This window comes from Maccoyibacter intestinihominis, from assembly GCF_040096355.1.
Classification (GTDB): domain Bacteria; phylum Bacillota; class Clostridia; order Lachnospirales; family Lachnospiraceae; genus Maccoyibacter; species Maccoyibacter intestinihominis.
Genome location: NZ_JBBMEX010000013.1, coordinates 26357 through 50408, shown reverse-complemented (window position 1 = coordinate 50408; position 24052 = coordinate 26357). Strand labels below are relative to the sequence as shown.

Below are 24052 nucleotides of genomic sequence, written 5' to 3'. Positions count from 1 at the left end.
AACACATTGTCTAGTATATCATTAATTTGAAGGTTGTCAATGCTTACGTTCACACTTTTTTTACATTTTTCTACATTCTCTGTCTTTTCCATATTAATATGGCGACGATTGCAGTCAGCGTTTCGGCGATCACGAATGCACTCCAGACTCCCGTTACTCCCAAGAAATGACTTCCGATATAGGCTGCCGGCAATATGATCACTACATACCTTAAAAGTGTAATGACTAATGAGGACATTCCTTTTCCAAGTGCCTCTAATGCTCCTGCACAGACTACTGATACCGCGGAGATCACAAATCCAAGGCTGATGATGCGGAGCGCTTTTGCACCTTCTGCAATAGTCTGGCTGTTGTTTGTAAACATTCCCATCAGTTCCTGCGGCAGACACAGGCATACCAACATTCCGATGCACATAATTCCTGCGATCAGTTCCAGACAGATCCTGAAAATTTTCCGTACGCGCTCTTTTTCCCCAGCTCCGTAGTTATAACTTAGCAGCGGACGCATGCCCTGTACAATTCCGTTTGCCGGAAGATAGATAAAACTCTGTAGTTTAAAATAAATACCTAAAATGACCACATACATCTGGGAATATACGGCTAACATTCCGTTCAATGCAGAGATCAGCAGGGATGGCAGTGCCATATTTAAGGTTGCCGGGATTCCCACCTGGTACATTCTGACACTGATCTCTTTTGTCGGCCGCATCTCTTTCATGCGTATCTTTAACGTCACCCTGCCGCTGAAGTAGTACCACAGATAATAGCCCAATGTTACGACCCAGCCAAGTCCGGTTGCAACGGCTGCTCCCTGCACGCCCATCTTCGGGAAAAATCCGATTCCAAAGATCATCAGCGGATCTAAGATAATGTTGGCAATGCAGCCCGCCATCATGCCGGTCATGGTCGTAACCATTTTTCCTTCTGCCTGATATACTTTTTCAAACGTTACACCGACAACTAACAGTGCCGACATTCCAAAGATGATATTAGCATATGCAATACTCCATGAAAGTACACGCTCATCCTGTGTATACATTCTTAAATATACCGGTGCAAAGAAAAGTCCCGCGATCGTGACTAATATTCCATGCACGGTTCCTAAGAAAATTCCCTGCGAAGTTGCCGTATCTGCTTTTTCTTTTTCTCCCGCTCCTAAATAAAATGCGATCCTTGCATTCATTCCCACTCCAAATCCTACCGTCAGTGCCGTGATCAGATTTTGAAGCGGATAAACTAACGATACTGCCGCTAAGGCATCTTCTCCGATCTTTGCCACAAAAATACTGTCAATGATATTGTAAAGTGACTGCACGAGCATGGACAGCATCATCGGTGTTGACATGGAGAGGATCAATGGCAGCACCGGTTTCTCTTTCATGTATTCCTGGTTCATGTTTCCTCCTGATCTTTTTTCTCATGTGATCCGGGTGTCAAAACTGTATTTTATGAGATCGTTACCTCAAGCTGCACAAGTGAAGTATGGAAGGTTTCTTTTTGTGCAATGGAAATGAAACTCAAGAAATCATGGAGCCCTCTGGCGAACATGATTTCTGCTTTCGGAGGTTCATTGGAATGTTCTGCACAAGGAAACCCGAAATATTTCACTTGTGCAGCTTGTTCGACCAATCTATCTCGAAAATACAATTTTGGCAGCCGGAACGTAATAGGAAATAGTATCAAAAAATCTCCCGTTACATAAAAAGGACTATAAATCTACTGTTTAATATCAGAAACAGCAAAATCTATAGTCCTCTTTTTGAGACAAGTTTATTCCGATGTCTATTCTAAGACATTTTTACGTTTTTAGCAAGCCTCTATTTCTTTTATATTGCACCCGTTCCCCTCTAGGAGATATGTGTCATAGCTTTCACAATGCGGGCACTGTTTTCCGTATTTTACGGTTTGATAGGTTTTTCCACAGTTCTCACAAATGGTTACCGCCGGTGTAATCTCTATCTTCAGTTCCGAATTCTTCATGATATCTTCTTTTTTCCGGTAATATGCCCAACAGTCGGTCATATATTCCGGCACGATACCACTGACCTCACCGACTTCGAGGGTGATCCCCCCGATTTCGGTAAGCTGATTCTCTTCTGCAAGAGATTTCAAGGTCTTTGCCATATGAACTAAAATTCCAAGTTCGTGCATACTGTACCTCTATTTCTTCTTGTTACCACTGAAAGTAATTTTGATCTTACGTTTCAGAGCATATGGAAGAACCGCTTTCATCTTATCTTCGGATTTCCACATGTTGCTGCACTCCGGTAATTCACGATTTAAGTGGATTGCATCAAATTCACACTGTACGGTACACAGACCACATCCGATACACTTATTCGGATCTACTACAGATGCTCCACAGCCTAAACAACGTGCTGCCTCTGTCTTAATCTGCTCCTCGGTGAAAGTGCTTCTGAGGTCACGGAAGGTGTCTTTAGATACTCCTGATTTCTTGCCCGGTACCTGACGTTTTGCATTGTCGAAAGTCTCAACTTTGATGTTATCTTTGTCAAGTTCGATGAACTGACGTCTGTCACGGGAAAGTGTCAGGCTGTGTCCCTTATGTACGAAACGATGCATGGACACACTTGCTTCTTTTCCTGCTGCGATTGCATCAATAGCAAAACGAGGTCCTGTGTATACGTCTCCACCTACGAAGATATCCTCTTCGCCAGTCTGTAAAGTTACGGCATCTGCAACGGCTGTATTGTTTCTGTTTAACTCTACCTTGCTACCTTCTAATAATCCGCCCCACTCGATAGACTGTCCGATGGAAAGGATCACGTTCTCACACTCTACAGTGATTGTATCGTTCTCATCGTACTGTGGGTTGAAACGGTGTTCTTCATCAAATACGGAGAGACATTTCTTGAATACAACTGCTTTTACTTTTCCATTCTCGGTTAAGATTTCTTTCGGTCCCCAGCCGCATCCGATTGTGATTCCTTCTTCTTCTGCCTCTTCTACCTCGTCTGCTGCTGCCGGCATGATATCGCGGGACTCTAAGCAGTACTGGGATACTTTTGTGGAACCGGAACGAAGTGCCATTCTGGATACGTCGATTGCTACGTTTCCACCACCGATTACTACAGTATCTCCGGAAAGTGCATGTGCATCTTCACTGATATTTGCTTTTCTTAAGAATTCTACTCCGGTTACAACACCTTCTGCATCTTCACCCGGAACTCCTGTCTTACGTCCGCCCTGTGCTCCGATTGCAACATAGAATGCTTTATATCCCTGCTCGCGTAACTGCTGGATTGTAACGTCTTTTCCAACTTCCACGCCGAACTTGAACTCTATACCCATCTGACGTAATACGTCGATCTCTGCTTCGATCACGCTCTTTTCCAGACGGAAGGATGGAATTCCGTTCATTAGCATACCGCCGGCTCTCTGCTCTTTTTCAAAGATGGTTACCGGATATCCTTTTTCTCTTAAGTAGTAAGCTGCGGACATACCGGAAGGACCTGCTCCGATGATTGCCATTTTCTCTGTAAATTCTTTTCCTTCATGGTTCTCAACCTTTGGTACGAATCTGTTCGCACTGTTGATTTCCTGCTCTGCAATGAACTTCTTGATTTCATCGATTGCAACGGACTGGTCAATGGTTCCACGGGTACATGCGTCCTCACAACGTCTGTTACAGATTGCTCCGCAGACTGCCGGGAATGGATTCTCATGTTTGATGAGTTTTAATGCATCCATATATCTTCCCTGTGCTGCCATCTTCACATATCCCTGAACCGGAACGTGTGCCGGACATGCTGTCTTACATGGTGCTGTACCTGTATCATAGCAGTTGATACGGATATTATCTCTATAGTTCTTATCCCATTTTTCCGGTCCCCATTTTGTGTTGTCCGGAAGTTCGTGTTTCGGGTATTCGATCTTTCCACCGTCTTTTGTGCAAAGCTTCTGTCCAAGTTTTGCTGCACCTGCAGGACAGACTTCCACACAACGTCCACATGCTACACAATCCTGCGGATTTACGCTTGCGCGGTAAGCGGAACGTGACATATTCGGTGTGTTAAATAACTGAGAAGTACGAAGTGCGTTACATACGCCAACTGCACAGTTACAGATAGCAAAAATCTTGTTCTGTCCATCGATGTTTGTGATCTGATGTACATAACCGTTCTTCTCTGCACGCTCTAAAATCTCCATTACTTCATCATATGTAATGTAACGACCTCTGTTGGTCTCTACTAAGTAATCTGCCATATCGCCGACACCGATACAAAGTTCTCCTTCGATATCGCCTGTTCCCTCGCCTCTGACACGCTGCTGTGTACGGCAGGAACACTGACCTACGGCATATTTGTCCTGATATTTCTTTAACCAGTGAGAGATATGCTCTACGCTGGCTGATTTCTGCTCTGTTGGGATTGCTTTTTCTACCGGGATAACATGCATACCGATTCCTGCGCCCCCCGGAGGTACCATTGGTGTTACTTTCTCAAGTGGAAGACGTGCCATCTGCTCGAAGAAATCTGCAATTTCCGGATGCTCCTCGACCTGTTTTGTATTCATAACCATGAACTCTGCACAGCCAGGTACAAACATTGGAAGTATGTACTGTTTCTCATGCTTTGCATTTTCCCAGTTATACTCGATCAGTCCGATCACACTCATCTCTTTTAATAATTCTTCTGTACGTTCTAAGCTCTTACCGCATTTTTTAGAAATCTCTTCTGCTGTTGCCGGAACACGCACTTTCATAGAAAGGGCAACCTCTGCCATCTCATCTGTAACAACTCCTGCAAGTCCCCAGTACTCCGGATCATCTACCGTAACGGTATGTCCGATTCGGTCTGTAATCTTCTGACCTAATTTTAAAATCAATTCTCTTTGTTCTGCCATCTCTTTTCCTTTCTCTATGCATTCCAATTTTTAACTTCTGTACGAAGCCAGTCAGCCCACTTATCGATTCCCTCTCCGGTCTTAGCAGAGATCGGGATAATTGTAATATTCGGATTTAACTTCTTTACCCGTTCTTCACAAGCCTTCATGTCAAAATCGAAGTAATCCATTGCATCTATCTTATTGATTAAAAGTACATCCACAATACTAAACATCAGCGGGTATTTCAAAGGCTTATCATCGCCTTCCGGAACACTCAGTATCATGGCGTTCTTAGAAGCACCTGTGTCAAATTCTGCCGGACAAACCAGATTGCCGACATTTTCAAGGATTGCCAAGTCTACATCTTCACATCCAAGACCTTCGATCCCCTGCTTTGTCATACCTGCATCTAAATGACACATTCCTCCGGTATGAAGCTGGATCACCTTTGCCCCGGTCTTAGAAATCGTATCTGCATCCACATCGGAATCAATGTCTGCTTCCATAACACCGATACGCATTTCATCTTTCAACGCCTCAATTGTCCGTCCAAGAGTTGTTGTCTTACCTGACCCCGGTGAGGACATCAGGTTTAAAAGGAATGTCTTTTCCTTTTTCAGATCTTCTCTTAAAAGGTCCGCTTCATGATCATTATCTTCAAAGATACTCTTCTTAATCTCGAGAACGCGGAACTTATCCATTCTCTATTCCTCCTTCATCTATGGTACCATCTTCCTGTTTTTCTCTGGTCATACCAGAATAACAGTTTGCTCTTTGTCAAAAGTTTAACACGAATACTTTAAGTTCGTCAAGGTTAACATGGCACATTTCCGGTATTTTTTTCATATTTTTGCTTGATTTTTTTCTTGATTTCCGTCATATTTTACAATATAATGGTATCTGGAACGTGGTCATACCACAATCAGAAAAGGAAGTGATTTTTACAAATGGAATTTTCAAAACTGAATGCACCTTCATTAAAGGAATTATTTATACAGGAATTAGAGACGATGATCCTGTCCGGAAGACTGATGGTTGGAGAAAAACTTCCGCCGGAACGTGAACTGGCAGAATCCATGCAGGTCAGCCGTGCGGTCGTCAACTCCGGCATTACGGAACTTGCCAGAAAAGGCTTTTTGATCATCAAACCGCGTGTCGGCACCTTTGTTGCTGATTACCGCAGAGACGGTACGATGGATACCCTGATGTCGATCATGAATTATAATGGCGGGATTCTCCGTGAAGCGGAAGTCCGCTCTATCTTAGAGCTTCGTATTGCTTTAGACTCCCTTGCGATCCGGCTCTGGCTGCCGGAAGCTAAAGATGAAGAAATCCATCTGCTAAGAAGTTATGTAGAGGCACTGAAAACCGCAAAAACCACTTCTGAAGCAGCAGAATTTGCTTTCCGTTTTCAGCATGAACTGGCATTTTTATCAGGAAATACCCTGATCCCTTTGATCTTTACTTCATTTAAAGTACCGGTTATTTCACTGTGGGAGCGTTTCTGCCGGATGTATGGCATTGAACAGCTCTACGCTAACAGCGATACGTTATGCAATTATTTTGAAGCAAGAGACGTAGATAAAGCCACCGAATGGATCTCATCCTCTCTGAACGAGTCCATCGATGGCAAATATACGATTTATTATTAATAATCTGCAAACCGATTGCCCTATAATGTATCGATCAGTTTTTCAAGGACCTGAAGGACTCCGTCCTCTTTCATTGGCGGTGCCGTAAAACGTGCACTGTCGATGACTTCCTGTCTGGCATCTCCCACCGCATAGCTGTAATAAGCGTTTTCAAACATCTGTAAGTCATTGATATTATCTCCGAATGTCATCGTTTCTTCCGGTGAAATACCATAGTAGTCCTGTATCATTTTTAAGGAATTTCCCTTATTCGTTCCCTTATTCATCACATCGACATAAGTAAAACCGGAGCATGCAAGCTGCAGGCGGTCCTCCCATTTGGGAACAAAGGTCTTTGCAGTCACTCCTTCTGCATCTGTCGGATGAAAAACCGTCAGTTTGATACAGGGCTCTTTAAGTTCTTCTAACGAATCCACCATACGACACTCATAGAGCATGTTGTCTTTCATAATCTGATAGACTGTTTTGTCCTGTGGTGAAAAATATGCAATTCCTGCCACGCAGTATGCACATTCACATCCGTTTCCAATCGCCCGCACATCCCGTACCAGCTCATGGGATGTCTCTAAATCCATTTTTGAAACATACAAATCTTTATTTTCCACCCGCACATGTGCTCCATTATCAGCTATATAAAGCAGTTCCTCATGTACCGGTTCAAAAAGGCGTGCCAGTGCCGGATACTGGCGTCCGCTTGCAGCTGCAAACCGTACTCCTTTATCCAGCAGTTTTCGTACTGCCGCATAATATCCCTCATGGATCTTTGGTGTACTGATTCTGCAAAGCGTTCCATCTACATCAGTTGCGATTAATTTGATCATACAATCACCCTTTATTCTATAGTGTCCTTTATATTTCTATTATACCATAGTCCACTGCATACTCCTCACCATTTTTTCATAAACTAATAGAAAATTCTTTTTTCAGGAGTAACTATGTGCAGTATTTCAGGTTTTTTTAACCCCTATGCTGACTACTCTGCGAACCGGGCAGAATATCAGCAGATTCTTAAACATATGACAACATCTCTCTTTCACAGAGGGCCTGACGAATGTGGCTTCGCCCTGTCAAAACGCTGTGGTCTTGCCCATACCAGATTGTCCATTATCGACTTAAAGACTGGCTCCCAGCCGATGGTATATGAAACAGGCGGATTTTCGTATCAGATGATCTTCAATGGTGAGATTTATAATCTGCCGGACCTAAAACAGCAGCTTGCTTCTTTGGGCTATACTTTCCGTACTACCTCGGATACGGAAGTTCTGCTGTTGTCTTTTTTAGAATACGGTCCTGACTTTGTAAAACAGGTAGACGGTATCTTTTCATTTGCCGTATATGATGAACGTCACGAAACGATTTATCTCTTTCGTGACTATTTTGGTGTCAAACCGCTGTTTTATACCTTTTTAAATGACACCTTGATCTTTTCTTCGGAAATCAAGGGATTGTTCTGCTATCCGGGTGTCGAGGCTGCCGTCGATTCTGATGGTTTAAACGAGATTTTTTCCCTGGGGCCTGCAAGAAGTCCCGGCAGTGCAGTCTTTCGCAATATTCACGAATTAAAACCGGGCTTTTATCTGTCGCATAACCGCTATGGCACGCAGTTTACAAATTACTGGCGGCTCTCTTCGATGCCGCATCGCGATTCCTATGAAGATACGATCGAAAAGACGCGTTTTCTTCTGACCGATGCCATCCGCCGTCAGCTTGTCTCGGATGTTCCGGTCTGCACGTTCCTTTCCGGTGGCGTGGATTCGAGTGTCGTTTCAGCGGTCTGCGCCGCAGAATTAAGAAAAAAAGGGGTACAGCTGACTACATTTTCTTTTGATTTTAAAGACAATGACAAATATTTTAAGTCCAACAGCTTCCAGCCGTCCCAGGATGCTCCTTTTGTGAAAAAAATGGTGGATTTCCTAAAGAGCAACCATCACTATCTGACCTGTGACAACCGGACGCAGGCGGATCTGCTCTATGAATCGGTCGATGCCCATGACCTCCCATGCATGGCAGATATTGACTCTTCCCTTCTCTATTTTTGCAGGGAGGTCAGCAAGAGCCACAAGGTGGTTTTGACCGGCGAATGTGCGGATGAAGTCTTTGGCGGCTATCCATGGTTCCATCGTGAAGAATTCTTAAAGAGCAATACGTTTCCGTGGACTCCGTCGCTTACCCCAAGACAGTCCCTGTTATCCGGTTCACTTCTTGATGCCTTACAGATGGAAAAATATGTGCAAAAAATCTATGATACTTCGGTATCTGAAATTGCGGTTTTACCGACCGAAGATGAAATCGAATCGAACCGCCGCAGGATCGGTTACTTAAATATCCGTTATTTTATGCAGACTCTTTTAAACCGCATGGACCGCACCAGCATGCATTCCGGTTTAGAAGCCCGTGTTCCATTTGCGGACCGTGCTCTTGTAGAATATATTTTTAATGTTCCGTGGGAAATGAAAGCGAAAGACGGAACCGTGAAAAACGTGCTCCGACAGGCTTCTAAGGGACTGCTGCCGGATGAGATCCTTTTCCGCAAAAAAAGTCCTTATCCGAAGACTTACCACCCTGCTTATGAAGCACTGCTTTGTGAACGCTTAAAAGATGTCCTGTCCTCCGCAAACGAACCGATCTTACAGCTTGTGGACAAAGAAACAGTGCTGCTTTTCTTAGATCATCCAAAGGACTACGGTGCTCCATGGTACGGTCAGCTTATGGCAGGACCGCAGATGACTGCTTATCTGTTGCAGATCAACTATTGGTTAAAAAAGTATCAGGTTACAATCCTTTTATAAATGCTTCCTATAGAGCAAAAAATCCCCACCATTCTCAAATGGTGGGGGTATTTTCTGTTCTGATTTCTAGTCTTCTTTCTCAGATTTGCTCTTGGACTCTTCCATCTTATCAATAACTGTAGTCAGATTCTTTAATGATTCTTTGATAGACTTATTGATCGTTCCTGAACTTGTTGCTAAGTCTCCAACTTCTTTTGCTACTACACTGAATCCTTTTCCGAATTCTCCGGCTCTTGCAGCTTCAATGGATGCATTCAATCCGAGGATTCTCTGACGGCCTTCAATCTTATCCAGTTCACAGGACTTGCCGTTGATCTCACGGATTAGGTCGGATGCCTTATCAATCTCCTGATCAAAGATTAAGATTAAGTCTTCGTCTTTTTTCCGTACATACTGGGAGTTCACAACGATATTGACTACCTCGTCTAACAGTTTTGCTGAAGCACGGATCTCTTCCTCGGTTCTAACGGTAATATCCTGCAATGCTTCGATATACTCATCCGGGTCGATTCCAAGCTCTACAGCAAGATTACGGAAATGCTCTTCATCAGGTGGCTGTGGTAATACCTGTCCTCCGACTAATTTTCCGATAAAATGATCACCAATCTTGATGTCTGCCGTAAAATCTATCAGTCCTGCATGACAGAAATATACTCCCTGACCTTCCTGATCACATTTTACACATCGGCGTAATCCTTCCTTTGTTCCTCTTGTGTATTTCATACAGAAATCTTTCCAGCCAATCGGGTCCATCATATATTCGCCCTTTTCATCAACAGCGATAATTCCAATTCCCGTTGCAGTGGACCAGTCTGTCAAAATCTGAATCAATACATCCATGTCAAAAAAATCTGAGATATTCATGCCCATGCTTCATCCTCCGTTCCATAACTTTCTATTGATTCTATTATACTACGATATCGTAGGAATTTCAAAAATATTTTCTGCTTTTTCTTCTTTATGTCATTATGTCATATTTTTTCCTTCTTTTTTGTCTATTCTATCTATATTTCCAATGTTTTTACGTCAAAAAGGCGAGCGTACCATCGGTTGAAGCTGTCTGCCCTGCAACGCTTCTTTGATTGTGTCCGGTATCAGCTCTACATGTGCAATCATGGACTTGGGTTTTTTTTCATAATTATCCTGTCCAAACGGCACCAAATAGATGTTTTTCATATTGGCTAACATTCCAAGATTCCGAAAATTAATACCCAGTGCATCATTCGTAGAAACTGCAAGAATCAGCGGTCTTTCATTTCTAAGATGTGCCTTGGCTGCCATCAAAACAGGCGTATCGGTAATACCGCCGCATAATTTTGCCATTGTATTTCCGGTACAGGGTGCAATGACCATTGCATCCAGATTTCCGTTCGGTCCGATCGGCTCTGCAGCCTGTATGGAACGTATGCCCATATGCCCTGTCATTTCTTCTATTTGTTCGGTAAATACTTCTGCTTTTCCAAAACGACTGTCTATGGTCTGTACGTTTTCCGAAAAAATCGGGATGATGTCCATACCATCATCAACCATGTCTTGTATGATTTCTTTTATTTTTTCATGGGTACAAAAGGAACCGGTTATTGCAAAACCTATCTTACAGCTTTTTTCCGTCTCCATATGCTCCTCCTATCTGCATTGCTCTACAATATATTCATGCAAAATTTTTGCCGATGTCTTTGGTGCATATTTTCCCGGAAGCCCCGGACAGAGCTTCGCCCGGATACCGTGGCACTGACAGTAGTCATGATCCACGCCGCCCCCGCCGGATGCGATATCTATGATCGTCATTCCTGCCGGAAGTTCTTTTAACGCAGCTTCCTTCCATATCCTCACCGGAACCGTGTTAAATAAGAAGCGATACTCTCCTGCCGTGTGTTCTGTCAGGATCTCTTCTATATTTTGAACACTATGGCAGCCGCTGATTTCTGCGATCGCCCTTTTTTCCGGTTCCTGTTCTAATACGGTGACTTCACACCGCATCCCGCAGAGCCGGTCTGCAAGGACTCTTCCGCATCTTCCATATCCTGTTACTAACACTTTTGCACCATACAAGGTCTCCTCCGAAAAACAGATTGCCTCGGCAATTGCTCCTTCTGCCGTTGCAACTGCATTTTTTACTGCAATCGTCTCTTCTTCCATATAATCATAACAGCTTACGCCTTTTTCCATGCAGGCATCCTGAAAAAACTCCGGGAGATTACCGCCAAAAACACGCTGTCCTTTCTGAAGTTGGCATATCATCTGCTTTAAATCTAACTTTGCCGTCACTACCGGAAGCAGTACCAGTTCATATTCGCCAAGTTCCCGGCATTTTTCTTCGCAAAGCGTAACCTGACAACCATCTTCAAGTAACATCTGTGCAAGGTACTGCTGCCTTGCATCCCGGTTTTTGACACATAATACGTTTTTTTCCATATAGAAACGCCTCCCATAGTTTCAGTATATGAAACTATTCAGAAGGCGTTCCTTGTAAGATCTTATCGCGTTTTTCACCAAACCATCCGGTAATGACTCCAAGTACCGAACCGACCAGCACTGCTGCTATGATGGTTCCGACCCCGACTGAGCCAAGCGTTCCCAATGCCACCAGACAGGATATCAGCGAAATAATAACCATAGAAATATCAAATCCGACTTTTACTTTATTAAATGCGATATGCATTGTATCCGATACTGCTTTCATCGCTCCTTCCCCCGCTAACGGCACGATGTCTGCCGGCAGATAAAAAAAGATTCCCACCGCAATCAGTACCGTGCTGCCAAGCATCATCAGCAGCCGCACCGTCATATGCTCCGGCGTTGGCAAAAAGGAAAACAGATAATTTGAAAAGGTGGTAAAGTAACCAAAGATGACTCCGACGACGACCTGCAACAGGTTTTTCATCTGAAAGGCTTTTCTTAAAATGAGTATCTGCATCACGACCAGCACGATATGAAAAAGTATCGTTGCCTTTCCCATTTCAAGCCCTGTGATACAGGTGATGGTATATGGGATAGAGCTGACCGGCGACACGCCCAGATTCGATTTGACCGATAATGAAATTCCCAATGTCATAATAAACAATCCCACGATATAGACAAGGAATCTTATCGCATAGTTTTCTTCTCTGATTTTTTTATGTAGTTCGCTCTTCATTCTTTTGTTCCTCCGATAGAGCCACAAGATTCTGACTTACCCGCTCTAACAAACGTTCCAGTTCTTTGACCTCCGCTTTTGTCAGCCCTTCCACTGCCCGCTTGTCCACGAATGTAAATGTCTCTTCCACCACTTCTGTCATTTGTTCTCCATGTTCTGTCCTTGAAACATACAACGACCTGCGATTTCCGTTTTTTGTTTCCCGTTTTATCAGTTCACGTTTTTCCATTCTTCCTAAAATTCCTGTTACCGATGCTGAATCCAGATTACAGCCTGCCGCAATAACTTTCTGTTCACATGGCTCATGCTCCGCTAAAAATTCCAGGATTTTGGGTTCACCGGGTCTTAAATCGGTTTTGCTCTTGATATCTATAACAATGCTTTTCTGACAGTTCGTATGGCAGATCCGCAGTTTGTAGTGTAGGGAATTTTCCATAGTGGCTCCTTTGTTTTTGTATTGGCATGCTAATTGTTTGTATACTAACTGTTTGTAGACTTATTATAACATAGGGAATGGGGATGTCAAGAGGGGGATTGGACGATTTTATGCATACAAGTTAATAATTCCCGTGTTCCCTAATAATCTGCTTTAATCTGGCATTATTATCAAATATATTTTCCGACAGCTTATTAATTTCTAACAAACTTTTGATACACCACTCCGGATCCTGCGTATGAAACGAATAATAAACATCATTCATTTGTCTGTAATTGAAAAGCTGCATAATGAATTTTGTAGATTGTTCCCTTGTATATGAAATATATCTATACATATACCCTATCCAAAACAGTGCACTTTTAGAGTATTTCACTTTCCCATAATCTGTGTCACCAAATTGTTCTAAAATACTATTGATTCCCTCGCACACATCGAGTGATAAAGACGATGAATTATTGGAATCTAATTTTGATAATAAATCTGAATGTAAAAATCTTCTAATAAATACCGCTGTTGAACAATCCAATTCATTTGATCGTTCAAATAATTTTCCTTGATACTCAGCAAGCATTAATCCGTTATGATCAAATTGTCTCATTTTAATATTTCCTCAATATACAAACCTGTTTTAAATTCTCTTTTTGCCAGTTTTAATTTTGTATCTATTTCATAACTTCGCTCATTTAAGACCTTCCTACAATCTTTACGTTCCGGAACCGATAAATAATACTTTTCGATTGGCACTAAATTCTGCAAAGCTTTTTCTGTTTTAAAAATAAATTGACGTCCCAATTTAGATGCCGACAATGAATGAAGTGCAACATCAGCATTGATTTCACCTTCCGTAAATTGAGCCATAATATAAAACATCTTGTTATCCGCAATCGGTGCTATAACTATATCTGCCTTTTCAATCTCATTCACTATTTCCCTAACCATCGAATTCGAGACATATTCTCCCAATGTTCCTCTATAATAGCAAATAGCAAGCATCCATTCCAAATCACATTCAAATTTCTTTATTTTCAAATCCAAAAGCGAATATCTAAACGAATACACACAAGATTTTTCTTTTTCACATACAAACGACAATGCTTGATTATATGTCTCCCCCAGATAAAATCCTTTTCCAAAGTCACAGTTCTCCCTCGAATCAGAAATTGATATTTCTGACAAACCCTTCTTAGAGCCATGAAATAATACATCTCGGTATTTTTCTTTTATTAATTCTTCCTTAACCGAATTAATCCTATATTTATTATTATATGCGTAAGCATATATTTTTTCGCAGACATCATCTCTGGCTATGCCTTTTTTCACTATTCCTTCCAATGTAGTCCGTGAAACTTTTGCCCTTTCAGCAAACTCTATATTATTTATCTTTTCTGATTCTAATATAAAACCTATGTCCTCTTTGATATTATAATCACATGCAACTTTAATCATTCACATCCACTCCTTTTATAGTTATAGTATACCTCCGAGAACTTGTTTGTTCAAGTTGTGCAAATAAGTTTTGTGAAATAACGGATATTAAGTTCGTTGATTTACACTTGTAGAAACGCGAAAAAAAGGACATTCTCCGGTATTCCTACCGGAAAATGTCCTATACACATCATAATCTTCGTTAACAAATGCTTAACGTTTAGAGAACTGCGGAGCTCTACGAGCTGCTTTGAGACCGTACTTCTTACGCTCTTTCATACGAGGGTCACGAGTTAAGTAACCTGCTGCTTTTAAGGTTGGTCTGTAGTCTGCATCTACCTGAAGTAATGCTCTTGCGATACCGTGGCGGATTGCTCCTGCCTGACCTGTGTAACCGCCGCCTTTTACGTTAACTAAAACGTCGAACTTGTCAACTGTCTCTGTAGCAACTAATGGCTGACGAACGATAACCTTTAAAGTTTCTAATCCTAAATACTCGTCAATGTCTCTTTTATTAATTGTAATCTTACCTGTTCCCGGTACTAAATATACTCTGGCAACAGATGATTTTCTTCTTCCTGTTCCGTAATACTTTGTATTAGCCAATGTCCTTTACCTCCTTATCACCGATTAAAATGTTAATGTCTCAGGTTTCTGAGCTGCATGCTTGTGGTCCGGACCAACGTATACAAATAATTTCTTGTACATCTGTCTTCCTAAAGGTCCTTTTGGAAGCATACCTTTGACTGCATATTCTACAACTCTCTCCGGATGTTTGTTTAACATTTCTTTTAAAGTTGTCTCTTTCATACCGCCAACATAATCGGAATGGTGGTAATAAATTTTCTGATCTAATTTCTTACCTGTTACTTTTACCTTTTCAGCATTTACAACGATCACATAATCACCTGTATCGATGTGTGGTGTGAAAATCGGTTTGTTTTTTCCTCTTAATACGCTTGCAATTTCGGATGCTAAACGTCCTAATGTCTTATCAGTAGCATCTACTACATACCATTTTCTTTCGATTGTAGCAGGGCTTGCCATAAAAGTTTTCATTGGTTGACCTCCTTGAACTTTACCTTTGCGGTATCAATGTCCGAAAATACCACATCCGGTATACACATTTTTATATAGTAAAATGTCCCTCCGGGGCTATGGAGTTACATTTCTTCACTATGTCAGACTTAAATATTATAGTACACACATCCACGCGTGTCAACTCTTTTCTTCTAAATCCTCATATTCAATCCCAATCATGGTCAGTCCGTGTGCCGGAGCAGTCGGTCCCGCCATTTCACGGTCTTTTGCCGCTAAAATCTCCGGTATCTGTTCCGGTTTGTATTCACCGGTTCCAACGCGGATCAGTGTTCCTGCAATAATGCGAACCATATTATATAAAAAACCGTTGCCGGTGATCCGTATCGTAATAATATCCTCTTTTTTATCTACCGTCAGCGCATAAATCCTCCGCACCGTCGTTTCCACCCGGGCATGAATCGAACAAAAACTCTTAAAATCATGTTCTCCGACCAGATAACCCGCCGCCTCACGCATGGCATGTACATCTAAATGACGGTAATAAAAATAAGTGTCCAGCCTCCGGTTCGGATCACGAAATTCCCTGTTTAAAATCCGGTATTCATAGGTCTTTTTGCTCTTGACATGCCTTGGATGAAAATCAGGTGGTACTGTTTGGGAACACTGTACGACGATATCCTCCGGAAGTCTCTGGTTCAGAGCGTAAGATATTTTCTCTGCCGGCATTCTTGCGATAGTATCAAAAACAGCTACGTTCCCACAGGAATGTACGCCTGCATCTGTCCTGCTTGCACCACTGACGATGATTTTTTCTCCAAGCAGCTCACTTAATGCCCGGTTCAGTTCTCCCTCGATCGTGTTGCCATTGGGCTGTATCTGCCACCCGCAGTAATTCGTTCCATCATATGCCACAATAAGCATGACACGTTTTTTCGTATCTTCCATGGTTCTCCCTCTTCTAGAGTGCAAAACGAAGCACCATCATAATGACAAAATATAAAATAACAATCGCATATGCACGATAATCAATATTGGCATACTTCAGTGGTTTCATTTTCGTTCTTCCGGCTCCACCGCGATAGCAGCGGGCTTCCATCGCCATTGCTAAATCATTGGCACGACGAAAAGCAGATACAAAAAGCGGCACTAATAACGGAATCATATTTTTTGCACGCTGGATAATGCCTCCATTTTCAAAATCTGCACCTCTTGCCATCTGCGCCCGCATGATCTTGTCCGTCTCTTCCACAAGGATCGGAATAAAACGCAGTGCGATCGACATCATCATGGCAATCTCATGTACCGGAACATGGATTTTATTCATTGGTGCCAAAGCCTTTTCCAAACCGTCCGTCAATTCGTTTGGCGTTGTCGTCAGGGTCATGACCGATGTGCCAAGAATCAGATAAGTCAGACGGATCGCCATCAGGATCGCATTTCGCAGTCCCTCGTAAGTGATCGTAAAGATCCAGAATGATACCAGTTCTTTTCCACTTGTCAAAAAGAGGTTGAAAAGTGCTGTAATGATCATCAGGATCACAATCGCTTTTAAGCCTTTGACCATGTAGCCGATCGGCACTTTGGAAAGTTCGATAAAGCCAAACATAAAAATGGTCGCAACTAAGAATCCCCATACGTTTTTAAAGGAAAACAGGGAAATAATGAAAATCAGCGTTGCAAACAGCTTGACTCTCGGATCTAATTTATGAATGACGGAATCCGCCGGATAATATTGTCCAATCGTAATATCTCGTAACATGTTATCGTCCCAACTTTGCTAAAATCTCTTCTTTTGCTTCTGCTACTGTTGTGGCATCCATAGAAACGGGAATACCTGCCGCTGCCAGTTCATGCATCAGATAAGTAACCTGTGGAGCAGCCAGCCCGACCGCCTCTAATTCCTTATAGTGTGCAAATACGCTCTTTGGAATATCATCAAACATGACACTTCCCTGATTCATCACAATAATGCGGTCTACATATTTTGCCACATCCTCCATACTGTGTGATACCAGAATAACCGTAATGCCCCGCTCCTTATGGAGTTTTGCCACCTGATCTAAAATCTCATCCCTGCCCTTCGGGTCAAGTCCCGCTGTCGGTTCATCAAGAATCAAAACCTCAGGCTGCATCGCTAAGACTCCGGCGATTGCCACACGGCGTTTCTGACCGCCTGACAAATCAAACGGGGAATGATAATACACCTCTTCCGGCAACCCTACACTTTTTAATGCCGCAAAAGCACGAAGCTCTGCCTCTTCTTTGGTAAGTCCCTGATTTTTCGGCCCAAAACAGACATCTTCAAAAATCGTAGTCTCAAACAACTGGTGCTCCGGGTACTGGAAAACCAGTCCTACTTTACTGCGAAGTTCCTTCAGATTGTAACCTTCATCATAAATGTCGGCTCCGTTGTAGTATATTGCACCGGAAGTTGCCTTTGTCAGACCGTTTAAATGCTGGATCAGTGTCGATTTTCCGGAACCGGTATGACCGATAATACCGATAAATTCTCCGTCTTCAATTTTTAGATTAATATTTTTTAAAGCCTGAATCTCATATGCAGTCCCCTGACTGTATACATAATTCACTTTATCTACAATAATTGACATTTCACTCACCTGTGTCCTAATTTGCACAATTCCTGCACCAGTTCTGCTCTTGTCAGGATTCCCGCCGGGATTGGAAGCCCGGATTTTCTGAGTTCGTCTGCTAAGAGCGTGATCTGCGGAACATCCAGTCTGTGACGTTTTAATTCATCCACCTGTGAAAAAATCTCACGCGGAGTTCCCTGCATCACGACTTTTCCCTTATCCATGACAAAAACCCGATCAGCATCCACAACTTCTTCCATATAGTGTGTGATCAGGATCACGGTCACACCTTTTTTCCGGTTGAGCAGATGTGCCGCCTGCAATACTTCTTTTCGTCCGTTCGGGTCAAGCATTGCCGTAGGCTCATCAAAGATAATACATTCCGGCTGCATTGCCATGACTCCCGCAATCGCCACACGCTGTTTCTGTCCTCCCGACAGCTTGTTCGGAGAATGACTGCGGAATTTCAACATTCCTACTGCCTTTAAACTCTCCTCGACACGCTCCCAGATCTCATCTGTCGGAACACCGATATTTTCCGGTCCGAATCCGACATCCTCTTCTACCACACTGGCAATGATCTGGTTGTCCGGATTCTGAAATACCATGCCGGCAGACTGACGGATATCCCAGAGATGTTTTTCATCGGAGGTGTCCATTCCATCTACCCACATTTCGCCGCCGGAAGGTTCTAAGATCGCATTCATATGCTTTGCCAACGTGGACTTTCCGGAACCGTTATGACCTAAAATTGCCACAAACTGTCCCTTTTCGATTTCGATATCCACGCCGTCCAATGCAGTCTGAATAGACTCCACCTGATTGTCCTCATCCCGGTGTATATATTCATGTACTAATTTTTCTGCTTTAATAATCTTCATCCTATGCACCAGATTATGCCTTTCCTGCTGATTTATACATTCTCCCAATGAAGTCTGTGTAAATCTCCTTCTAATTTCATGTGGTCAAACTGATTCTGCCTGAGGGCTTCGTACAACACAATTGCTACGGAATTAGAGAGATTCAAAGAACGTGTCTCTCCAATCATCGGAATACGCACGCACTCCTCCGGATGTTCTACCAATATCTCCTCCGGGATTCCTGCACTCTCCTTGCCGAACATAATATAGCAGTCCGGTTCGTAAGATGCTTCCGAATAAATCTTCTTGGCCTTCGTCGTTGCCATATATATCTTAGCTCCCGGATTTCTCTGCAAAAAATCCTCGTAGTTTACATAACGTTCCACTTCTAATTGCGACCAGTAATCCATACCGGCACGTTTTAACGCCTTTTCACTTAAAGAAAAACCAAGAGGTTCGATCAGATGCAGTTTTGTTCCTGTTGCCACACAGGTTCTTCCGATGTTTCCGGTATTTGCCGGAATCTCCGGCTCATATAATACGATATTGAGCTTAGCCATTCTTCTTTTCCTCTCGCAAATGTGCAATAAAATGCTCCAAACGCTCTAATGCCATCTTCAGATTGTCCAGTGAATACGCATAGGAGATCCGAAGGAATCCCTCGCCGCAGGCACCGAATGCCGTTCCCGGAACAACCGCAACCTTCTCTTCCCGTAAGAATCGGTTTGCAAACTCTTCCGATGTCATACCGAACTCCTGAATACTTGGGAAAATGTAAAATGCTCCAAACGGTTCAAAGCACTGTAAGCCCATCTCCTTAAAACGATGCACTAAATAGCGTCTTCTTTCGTTGTATTCTTCACGCATCTTCATCACATCATCGTCACCGTTACGCAGTGCGGAAATGGCTGCATACTGGCTTGTCGTCGGTGCACACATAATGGCAAACTGATGAATTTTTAACATCTGCTCTAAAATCTCTGCCGGAGCACAGGCATAACCCAAACGCCAACCTGTCATTGCATATGCTTTAGAAAAACCGTTGATCAATACGGTTCTCTCTTTCATTCCCGGAAGAGAAGCGATCGACACATGTTCTCCACAGTAAGTAAGCTCTGCATAGATCTCATCACTTAAAACAAAGATGTCATGCTCTTTGATAACCTCTGCAATCTCTTCTAAATCTTTTCTCTCCATGACTGCTCCGGTCGGATTGTTCGGAAATGGCAGCACTAACAGCTTTGTCTTTGGCGTAATGGCTGCTTCTAACTCCTCCTTTGTCAGACGAAATTCATTCTCCTCTTTCAATTCGATGATGACCGGAGTTCCATTTGCCAAAATAGCGCATGGTTCATAGGATACATAACTTGGCTGAGGAATCAGTACCTCATCGCCCGGGTCAAGCATGGCACGCATGGCAATGTCGATTGCCTCACTGCCACCCACTGTAACCATAATTTCCTTCTTATAGTCATAAGTGACATCGCATTTACGATATATGTATTTTGCAATTTCCTGCTTTAACTCTTTTAAACCTGCATTGGATGTGTAGAAAGTTCTTCCTTTTTCTAAGGAAAAAATGCCCTCATCCCGAATATGCCACGGTGTATCAAAATCCGGCTCACCTACACCGAGTGAAATGGCATCTTCCATCTCATTTACGATGTCAAAAAATTTACGAATACCGGATGGTTCTATTTCAACAATTCTTTTGGACAGTGGATTTCTCATGGTATCATCAAAATCCTTTCGTCTTTTTTCGGCTCAGCCATAATGGTTCCGTGGTCTTTATATTTTTTCAAAATAAAGTTTGTCTTTGTGCTTAATACGGAATCTAAAGTAGAAAGTTTATCGGATACGAACTGTGCGATCTCACGCAGTGTCTTTCCCTCTAAAATGACCATAAAGTCAAAACCGCCGGAGATCAGATATACTGCATTTACTTCCGGATAATTATAGATTCTCTCTGCTACCTTATCAAATCCCATGTCTCTTTGCGGTGTTACACGCACCTCGATCATGGCTGTTACTTTTTCAATTCCTGTCTTTTCCCAGTTGATCAGCGTATGGTAACCGCAGATGATGTGTTCTGCTTCCATTGCCTCTAACTCATTGACTACATCTACTTCATTTACGCCGAGCATGATTGCTAATTCTTTCAAATCCACACGGCTGTTTTTTTCAATAAACGTTAAAATCTTTTCACGCATGATGATCCTCCAACCTCTCTATTTACTCAATGCTTTATATAATTCATCCGTTTTCGGCGGCTCTAAAAATCTGCGTTCTTCTTCATTCAAAAGCACACGGTCATTACTGTCGGTTGCTTTTCCAATGACAACTGCCGGAATGCCTGCTTTTTCTAATTCCATGACCAGACCATTTCCATCCTTGGCTGCCATCAGCATAGAACCGCTTGAGATCAGTTCATAAGGATTTATGCCGAAAAACTCACAGATTTCTACTGTTTCCTGCTTTAACGGAATCTTCTTTAGATCAATTTCCAGTCCGACGCCGGATGCCTCTGCAATCTCCCAAAGTGCGCCAAAAATGCCGCCCTCTGTCACATCATGCATAGCAGCAACGCCAGACTTAACGGCGGTCGCGGCCTCCGACAGAACCGATATGTAACGGTCAAGTTCTTTTGCTTTATCGATAAACGGCTGAGAATAACGCTCCCGTAATGCCGCCTCTTTTTCCTTTGCTAAAATGGCAGTTCCTTCAATACCGATCCATTTTGTGACAATGATATCCATCCCCGGTTTTACACCCGCGGTAGAGATGACTCTGCCTTCTTTTGCTTTTCCGACACCTGTCACGGAAATCACAATCTGATTGACCACTTTGGTAACTTCGGTGTGACCGCCCATGACCTGAATGTGATTTTTTTCACAGGCTTCTTCTACCTGTGCCATCACTGTCTTTAAATCTTTTTCTTCGACGTATTCCGGAAGGAGGACAGTTAACATAATTCCTATTGGTTCCGCTCCTGCACTTGCTAAATCATTGACGGTAATCTGTACTGCCAATGCCCCAATGTCTTTCGCTGCTCCGGTAATCGGGTCAGTGGAAATGACAAAGACTTCATCCTCTGCTAATTTCATCGCTGCGCAGTCTTCGCCCACACCTGCCCCTAAAAGCACTTCTTTCCGTGTTGTATGCAGTTGTTTAAAAACGGAACGCTTTAATACGTTTTCCGGAACTTTTCCAACTTTCATCCTGATCTTCCGCCTGTTCTTATTTATAGTTCAAGGCTGTCTCATTGCTGAGGCAGCCTCTTGGATTCTATAGAGCTGTTTTAATCATTTCCCTGATTATTCTCTTCTTCCTTGGTATCCTTCTGATTGTCATCTTTGCTTTCGTCTTTTTTATCGGAATCCTTCTTGTCATCCTTGTTATTTTCTTCCGGCTGGCTTGGCTGCTCCGGCTGTGCCGGTTCTGCAGGCTGTGCTGCTGCCGCTGCCGCTGCTTCTGCTGCCTGCTGTGCCGCTGCCGCATCACGGGCTGCCGTACAGTTTGCTGCCGCTGCTGCCTGAATGGTTGCCTCATCCTGTGTTCCGATCGCTGCCATAACAGCATTGATCGCATCCTGACTGTCAGAAGCAGTACCTACTCTGACGATCTTCGGTGATGCCTGATAATTAGAAGTGTTAAATACTTCCCTGCTCTCTTCTTTTCCATTTACTTTTACAACTTTCCACAGTTTGGCTTTTTTACCGATATGTGCAGACTGCTGTGTGGAAATGGTACCGATCTGTAAGGTTCCGTCAGCAACATATTTTACACCCGGATCTGTTTCACCGGTGGTCTCGCTGACAAATTCAACCTCACGGTTTGCATCTCTTGTCTCTTTTCCATAGACATTAAAGTGGATGATACCGCCGTCGGTATAACCTTCGATATATACCGGATATTTTGTGGAATTCTTAAATTTCAAATCCTTGTATTCACCGGAAATTGCGGCATCCATAGATGGCTCTACATAGCTTACGATCATAGAGTGTGCAAATCTTTCGGTAATCTCAAGTTCTGCACGGATCACTGCATTATATAAAGTTGTAGACACCTGGCAGATTCCTCCACCATAGGTCTCAACAGTTGTTCCATTCTCATAGGAACCTGCTAACTCATATCCATTCTCTGCATTAAACGGAACGACTGCATCATGTACGGAAAATTCTTCGCCCGGATAGATGATGCTTCCATTGATCTTGCTTGCTCCATTACGCACATTTTTTGCACGTCCTGCTGATGAGGAACTGAAGTTTGTGCTGTAACCGCCAAGTAAATCTTTGACTTCTGCTAACTCTTCTTCGGAACCGCGCGGCTCTACGAGTTTTGCACTCAGTTCAATAGAGGCTGCTTTTCCATCCCACTGATTCTGCATATGTGATGCGATCTGTTCAATGGATTTCTCTGCGTTTACTTTAATTCCTTCATGTCCTTTTACAAAGGTAAACTGTCCGTTCTCACGGGTCAGTCCGTTATCCTGTGCTTCCTGATCTAACTCTTTTGCATGCTCTTTTAACAAAGCTGCTGTCTTGCTTTCGTCAATGGCATAGGAAAGTACAAAGACTTTGTCGCCTTTTTCTAAATCTTTCTTTTCTTTATATCTTGCGATCGGATTTCCGGTTCTTCCAAGGTTTACTGCTTTTTCAGCCAACTCCGGGTTTCCCCAGGTAACACCTAAATCCTTTGCTGTTACTTCTATACTGTTCTCACCGGCTTTTAATGTGATTGCCGTATCCTGCAGACTCTCAATGTAATCCTCTACTGCGGCGGTTGCTTCTTCCTCTGTCATTCCTGCCACGGAAACATCTCCGATATAAACACGGTCTGCGATGACATGATTCTCATCTTCTTCCGCTTTGACACCCATATGGATTCCTGCTGCTGCCACTAACACAAATGCTGCTACAAACAAAAACCATCTTTTTTTAATATTTCTCATTCTGTTACCCCTTTAATACAGCCGCCTCTGATATCATTTTATCCGAAAGTCGGCTTTCTATGCTGGTTTTCTATGTTCTCAAACGTTCGTTTTCTATTGTATCATAAAAATCTGTTTTTTCAAGATGCAGAACGCCTAATTAATTTGACACCCATCCTCTGTTTTAGTATATTATGTCCTAGAATGCTGCAAGTAATAAAGAAAGAAGCATAGATGCCACTAAGATGATCACGATCACGCTGGCGATGATGCGGTTTCTTTTAGAATTACGGTAGTTCATATTTTTCACCTCACTTTATGATTATGGAAAGGAGACACAC

General features: G+C 42.8%; 25 protein-coding genes. 2 read left to right on the top strand and 23 right to left on the bottom strand.

Annotation, left to right across the window (positions count from 1 at the left end):
• Nucleotides 1-70: 70 nt before the first annotated feature.
• The 4 genes from WMO43_RS11720 to hypB all read right to left on the bottom strand — a co-directional run bounded on the left by WMO43_RS11720 (nt 71) and on the right by hypB (nt 5549).
• Nucleotides 71-1396 carry an MATE family efflux transporter gene (locus WMO43_RS11720; protein WP_177962180.1) on the bottom strand — a complete coding sequence of 442 codons (1326 nt, stop codon included), beginning with the start codon at nt 1394-1396 and terminating at the stop codon, nt 71-73.
• Nucleotides 1397-1806: 410 nt separating this feature from the next.
• Entirely contained in the window at nt 1807-2151 is a 345-nt protein-coding gene (locus tag WMO43_RS11715) for a hydrogenase maturation nickel metallochaperone HypA (protein ID WP_178025248.1), read from the bottom strand.
• Between the two features lie 9 nt (nt 2152-2160).
• Nucleotides 2161-4866, bottom strand: coding sequence for an FAD-dependent oxidoreductase (locus tag WMO43_RS11710; protein ID WP_353531321.1), 2706 nt, complete (start codon nt 4864-4866; stop codon nt 2161-2163).
• A 14-nt stretch (nt 4867-4880) separates the two neighbouring features.
• Nucleotides 4881-5549: a hydrogenase nickel incorporation protein HypB gene (gene hypB, locus WMO43_RS11705; RefSeq protein WP_177962183.1), complete on the bottom strand. Its 669-nt coding sequence runs from the start codon at nt 5547-5549 to the stop codon at nt 4881-4883.
• 246 nt (nt 5550-5795) lie between these two features.
• Here hypB and WMO43_RS11700 point away from each other — a divergent pair, with 246 nt between their 5' ends.
• Nucleotides 5796-6500: a FadR/GntR family transcriptional regulator gene (locus tag WMO43_RS11700; protein ID WP_353531320.1), complete on the top strand. Its 705-nt coding sequence runs from the start codon at nt 5796-5798 to the stop codon at nt 6498-6500.
• A gap of 20 nt (nt 6501-6520) precedes the next feature.
• Here the strand turns inward: WMO43_RS11700 and WMO43_RS11695 are convergent, their stop codons facing one another.
• Nucleotides 6521-7321, bottom strand: coding sequence for a Cof-type HAD-IIB family hydrolase (locus WMO43_RS11695; RefSeq protein WP_353531319.1), 801 nt, complete (start codon nt 7319-7321; stop codon nt 6521-6523).
• A gap of 114 nt (nt 7322-7435) precedes the next feature.
• Here WMO43_RS11695 and asnB point away from each other — a divergent pair, with 114 nt between their 5' ends.
• Nucleotides 7436-9289, top strand: coding sequence for an asparagine synthase (glutamine-hydrolyzing) (gene asnB / locus WMO43_RS11690; RefSeq protein WP_353531318.1), 1854 nt, complete (start codon nt 7436-7438; stop codon nt 9287-9289).
• A 66-nt stretch (nt 9290-9355) separates the two neighbouring features.
• Here the strand turns inward: asnB and WMO43_RS11685 are convergent, their stop codons facing one another.
• The 18 genes from WMO43_RS11685 to WMO43_RS11600 form a co-directional block, all read right to left on the bottom strand.
• Nucleotides 9356-10159, bottom strand: a complete 804-nt coding sequence (locus WMO43_RS11685) for a PocR ligand-binding domain-containing protein (protein ID WP_353531316.1) — start codon at nt 10157-10159, stop codon at nt 9356-9358.
• A gap of 156 nt (nt 10160-10315) precedes the next feature.
• On the bottom strand, nt 10316-10906 hold the full coding sequence (locus WMO43_RS11680; RefSeq protein ID WP_353531315.1) for a dipicolinate synthase subunit B: 591 nt from the start codon (nt 10904-10906) through the stop codon (nt 10316-10318).
• Between the two features lie 9 nt (nt 10907-10915).
• Entirely contained in the window at nt 10916-11704 is a 789-nt protein-coding gene (locus WMO43_RS11675) for an NAD(P)-dependent oxidoreductase (RefSeq protein ID WP_353531313.1), read from the bottom strand.
• Between the two features lie 34 nt (nt 11705-11738).
• On the bottom strand, nt 11739-12425 hold the full coding sequence (locus tag WMO43_RS11670) for a YczE/YyaS/YitT family protein (RefSeq protein ID WP_353531312.1): 687 nt from the start codon (nt 12423-12425) through the stop codon (nt 11739-11741).
• Complete coding sequence (locus tag WMO43_RS11665; protein ID WP_353531311.1) at nt 12406-12861, bottom strand: MarR family winged helix-turn-helix transcriptional regulator; 456 nt, start codon at nt 12859-12861, stop codon at nt 12406-12408. Before WMO43_RS11665 ends, WMO43_RS11670 begins: the two co-directional genes overlap by 20 nt.
• A 121-nt stretch (nt 12862-12982) precedes the next feature.
• Entirely contained in the window at nt 12983-13462 is a 480-nt protein-coding gene (locus WMO43_RS11660) for a hypothetical protein (RefSeq protein WP_353531310.1), read from the bottom strand.
• Nucleotides 13459-14310: a DUF3990 domain-containing protein gene (locus tag WMO43_RS11655; RefSeq protein ID WP_353531308.1), complete on the bottom strand. Its 852-nt coding sequence runs from the start codon at nt 14308-14310 to the stop codon at nt 13459-13461. Before WMO43_RS11655 ends, WMO43_RS11660 begins: the two co-directional genes overlap by 4 nt.
• A gap of 192 nt (nt 14311-14502) precedes the next feature.
• Nucleotides 14503-14895, bottom strand: a complete 393-nt coding sequence (gene rpsI, locus WMO43_RS11650) for a 30S ribosomal protein S9 (RefSeq protein ID WP_177962374.1) — start codon at nt 14893-14895, stop codon at nt 14503-14505.
• A gap of 24 nt (nt 14896-14919) precedes the next feature.
• Nucleotides 14920-15348 carry a 50S ribosomal protein L13 gene (gene rplM / locus WMO43_RS11645; RefSeq protein WP_177962375.1) on the bottom strand — a complete coding sequence of 143 codons (429 nt, stop codon included), beginning with the start codon at nt 15346-15348 and terminating at the stop codon, nt 14920-14922.
• Nucleotides 15349-15507: 159 nt separating this feature from the next.
• Complete coding sequence (truA, locus tag WMO43_RS11640; protein ID WP_353531306.1) at nt 15508-16275, bottom strand: tRNA pseudouridine(38-40) synthase TruA; 768 nt, start codon at nt 16273-16275, stop codon at nt 15508-15510.
• Between the two features lie 13 nt (nt 16276-16288).
• Nucleotides 16289-17089 (bottom strand): energy-coupling factor transporter transmembrane component T family protein, encoded by an 801-nt coding sequence (locus WMO43_RS11635; protein WP_353531305.1) that lies wholly within the window; start codon nt 17087-17089, stop codon nt 16289-16291.
• Between the two features lies 1 nt (nt 17090).
• Nucleotides 17091-17939, bottom strand: a complete 849-nt coding sequence (locus tag WMO43_RS11630) for an energy-coupling factor transporter ATPase (RefSeq protein ID WP_177962378.1) — start codon at nt 17937-17939, stop codon at nt 17091-17093.
• A 5-nt stretch (nt 17940-17944) separates the two neighbouring features.
• Nucleotides 17945-18802 (bottom strand): energy-coupling factor transporter ATPase, encoded by an 858-nt coding sequence (locus tag WMO43_RS11625; RefSeq protein ID WP_353531304.1) that lies wholly within the window; start codon nt 18800-18802, stop codon nt 17945-17947.
• Nucleotides 18803-18834: 32 nt separating this feature from the next.
• On the bottom strand, nt 18835-19341 hold the full coding sequence (locus tag WMO43_RS11620; protein WP_177962380.1) for a tRNA (cytidine(34)-2'-O)-methyltransferase: 507 nt from the start codon (nt 19339-19341) through the stop codon (nt 18835-18837).
• Nucleotides 19334-20512, bottom strand: a complete 1179-nt coding sequence (locus WMO43_RS11615) for an aminotransferase class I/II-fold pyridoxal phosphate-dependent enzyme (RefSeq protein ID WP_353531303.1) — start codon at nt 20510-20512, stop codon at nt 19334-19336. The genes WMO43_RS11620 and WMO43_RS11615 overlap by 8 nt, the downstream gene beginning before the upstream one ends.
• Nucleotides 20509-20991, bottom strand: coding sequence for an Lrp/AsnC family transcriptional regulator (locus WMO43_RS11610; RefSeq protein WP_177962382.1), 483 nt, complete (start codon nt 20989-20991; stop codon nt 20509-20511). The genes WMO43_RS11615 and WMO43_RS11610 overlap by 4 nt, the downstream gene beginning before the upstream one ends.
• 18 nt (nt 20992-21009) lie before the next feature.
• Nucleotides 21010-21999, bottom strand: coding sequence for an AIR synthase family protein (locus WMO43_RS11605; protein ID WP_353531302.1), 990 nt, complete (start codon nt 21997-21999; stop codon nt 21010-21012).
• Between the two features lie 80 nt (nt 22000-22079).
• Nucleotides 22080-23732: a VanW family protein gene (locus WMO43_RS11600; RefSeq protein ID WP_353531301.1), complete on the bottom strand. Its 1653-nt coding sequence runs from the start codon at nt 23730-23732 to the stop codon at nt 22080-22082.
• Between the last annotated feature and the right edge of the window lie 320 nt (nt 23733-24052).

Excerpts from the sequence above, each read along its gene's own strand:
- WMO43_RS11720 (WP_177962180.1), bottom strand. The coding sequence starts at position 1,396 with ATGAACCAGGAATACATGAAAGAGAAACCGGTGCTGCCATTGATCCTC.
- WMO43_RS11715 (WP_178025248.1), bottom strand. The coding sequence starts at position 2,151 with ATGCACGAACTTGGAATTTTAGTTCATATGGCAAAGACCTTGAAATCT.
- WMO43_RS11710 (WP_353531321.1), bottom strand. The coding sequence starts at position 4,866 with ATGGCAGAACAAAGAGAATTGATTTTAAAATTAGGTCAGAAGATTACA.
- hypB (WP_177962183.1), bottom strand. The coding sequence starts at position 5,549 with ATGGATAAGTTCCGCGTTCTCGAGATTAAGAAGAGTATCTTTGAAGAT.
- WMO43_RS11700 (WP_353531320.1), top strand. The coding sequence starts at position 5,796 with ATGGAATTTTCAAAACTGAATGCACCTTCATTAAAGGAATTATTTATA.
- WMO43_RS11695 (WP_353531319.1), bottom strand. The coding sequence starts at position 7,321 with ATGATCAAATTAATCGCAACTGATGTAGATGGAACGCTTTGCAGAATC.
- asnB (WP_353531318.1), top strand. The coding sequence starts at position 7,436 with ATGTGCAGTATTTCAGGTTTTTTTAACCCCTATGCTGACTACTCTGCG.
- WMO43_RS11685 (WP_353531316.1), bottom strand. The coding sequence starts at position 10,159 with ATGGGCATGAATATCTCAGATTTTTTTGACATGGATGTATTGATTCAG.
- WMO43_RS11680 (WP_353531315.1), bottom strand. The coding sequence starts at position 10,906 with ATGGAGACGGAAAAAAGCTGTAAGATAGGTTTTGCAATAACCGGTTCC.
- WMO43_RS11675 (WP_353531313.1), bottom strand. The coding sequence starts at position 11,704 with ATGGAAAAAAACGTATTATGTGTCAAAAACCGGGATGCAAGGCAGCAG.
- WMO43_RS11670 (WP_353531312.1), bottom strand. The coding sequence starts at position 12,425 with ATGAAGAGCGAACTACATAAAAAAATCAGAGAAGAAAACTATGCGATA.
- WMO43_RS11665 (WP_353531311.1), bottom strand. The coding sequence starts at position 12,861 with ATGGAAAATTCCCTACACTACAAACTGCGGATCTGCCATACGAACTGT.
- WMO43_RS11660 (WP_353531310.1), bottom strand. The coding sequence starts at position 13,462 with ATGAGACAATTTGATCATAACGGATTAATGCTTGCTGAGTATCAAGGA.
- WMO43_RS11655 (WP_353531308.1), bottom strand. The coding sequence starts at position 14,310 with ATGATTAAAGTTGCATGTGATTATAATATCAAAGAGGACATAGGTTTT.
- rplM (WP_177962375.1), bottom strand. The coding sequence starts at position 15,348 with ATGAAAACTTTTATGGCAAGCCCTGCTACAATCGAAAGAAAATGGTAT.
- truA (WP_353531306.1), bottom strand. The coding sequence starts at position 16,275 with ATGGAAGATACGAAAAAACGTGTCATGCTTATTGTGGCATATGATGGA.
- WMO43_RS11635 (WP_353531305.1), bottom strand. The coding sequence starts at position 17,089 with ATGTTACGAGATATTACGATTGGACAATATTATCCGGCGGATTCCGTC.
- WMO43_RS11630 (WP_177962378.1), bottom strand. The coding sequence starts at position 17,939 with ATGTCAATTATTGTAGATAAAGTGAATTATGTATACAGTCAGGGGACT.
- WMO43_RS11625 (WP_353531304.1), bottom strand. The coding sequence starts at position 18,802 with ATGAAGATTATTAAAGCAGAAAAATTAGTACATGAATATATACACCGG.
- WMO43_RS11620 (WP_177962380.1), bottom strand. The coding sequence starts at position 19,341 with ATGGCTAAGCTCAATATCGTATTATATGAGCCGGAGATTCCGGCAAAT.
- WMO43_RS11615 (WP_353531303.1), bottom strand. The coding sequence starts at position 20,512 with ATGAGAAATCCACTGTCCAAAAGAATTGTTGAAATAGAACCATCCGGT.
- WMO43_RS11610 (WP_177962382.1), bottom strand. The coding sequence starts at position 20,991 with ATGCGTGAAAAGATTTTAACGTTTATTGAAAAAAACAGCCGTGTGGAT.
- WMO43_RS11605 (WP_353531302.1), bottom strand. The coding sequence starts at position 21,999 with ATGAAAGTTGGAAAAGTTCCGGAAAACGTATTAAAGCGTTCCGTTTTT.
- WMO43_RS11600 (WP_353531301.1), bottom strand. The coding sequence starts at position 23,732 with ATGAGAAATATTAAAAAAAGATGGTTTTTGTTTGTAGCAGCATTTGTG.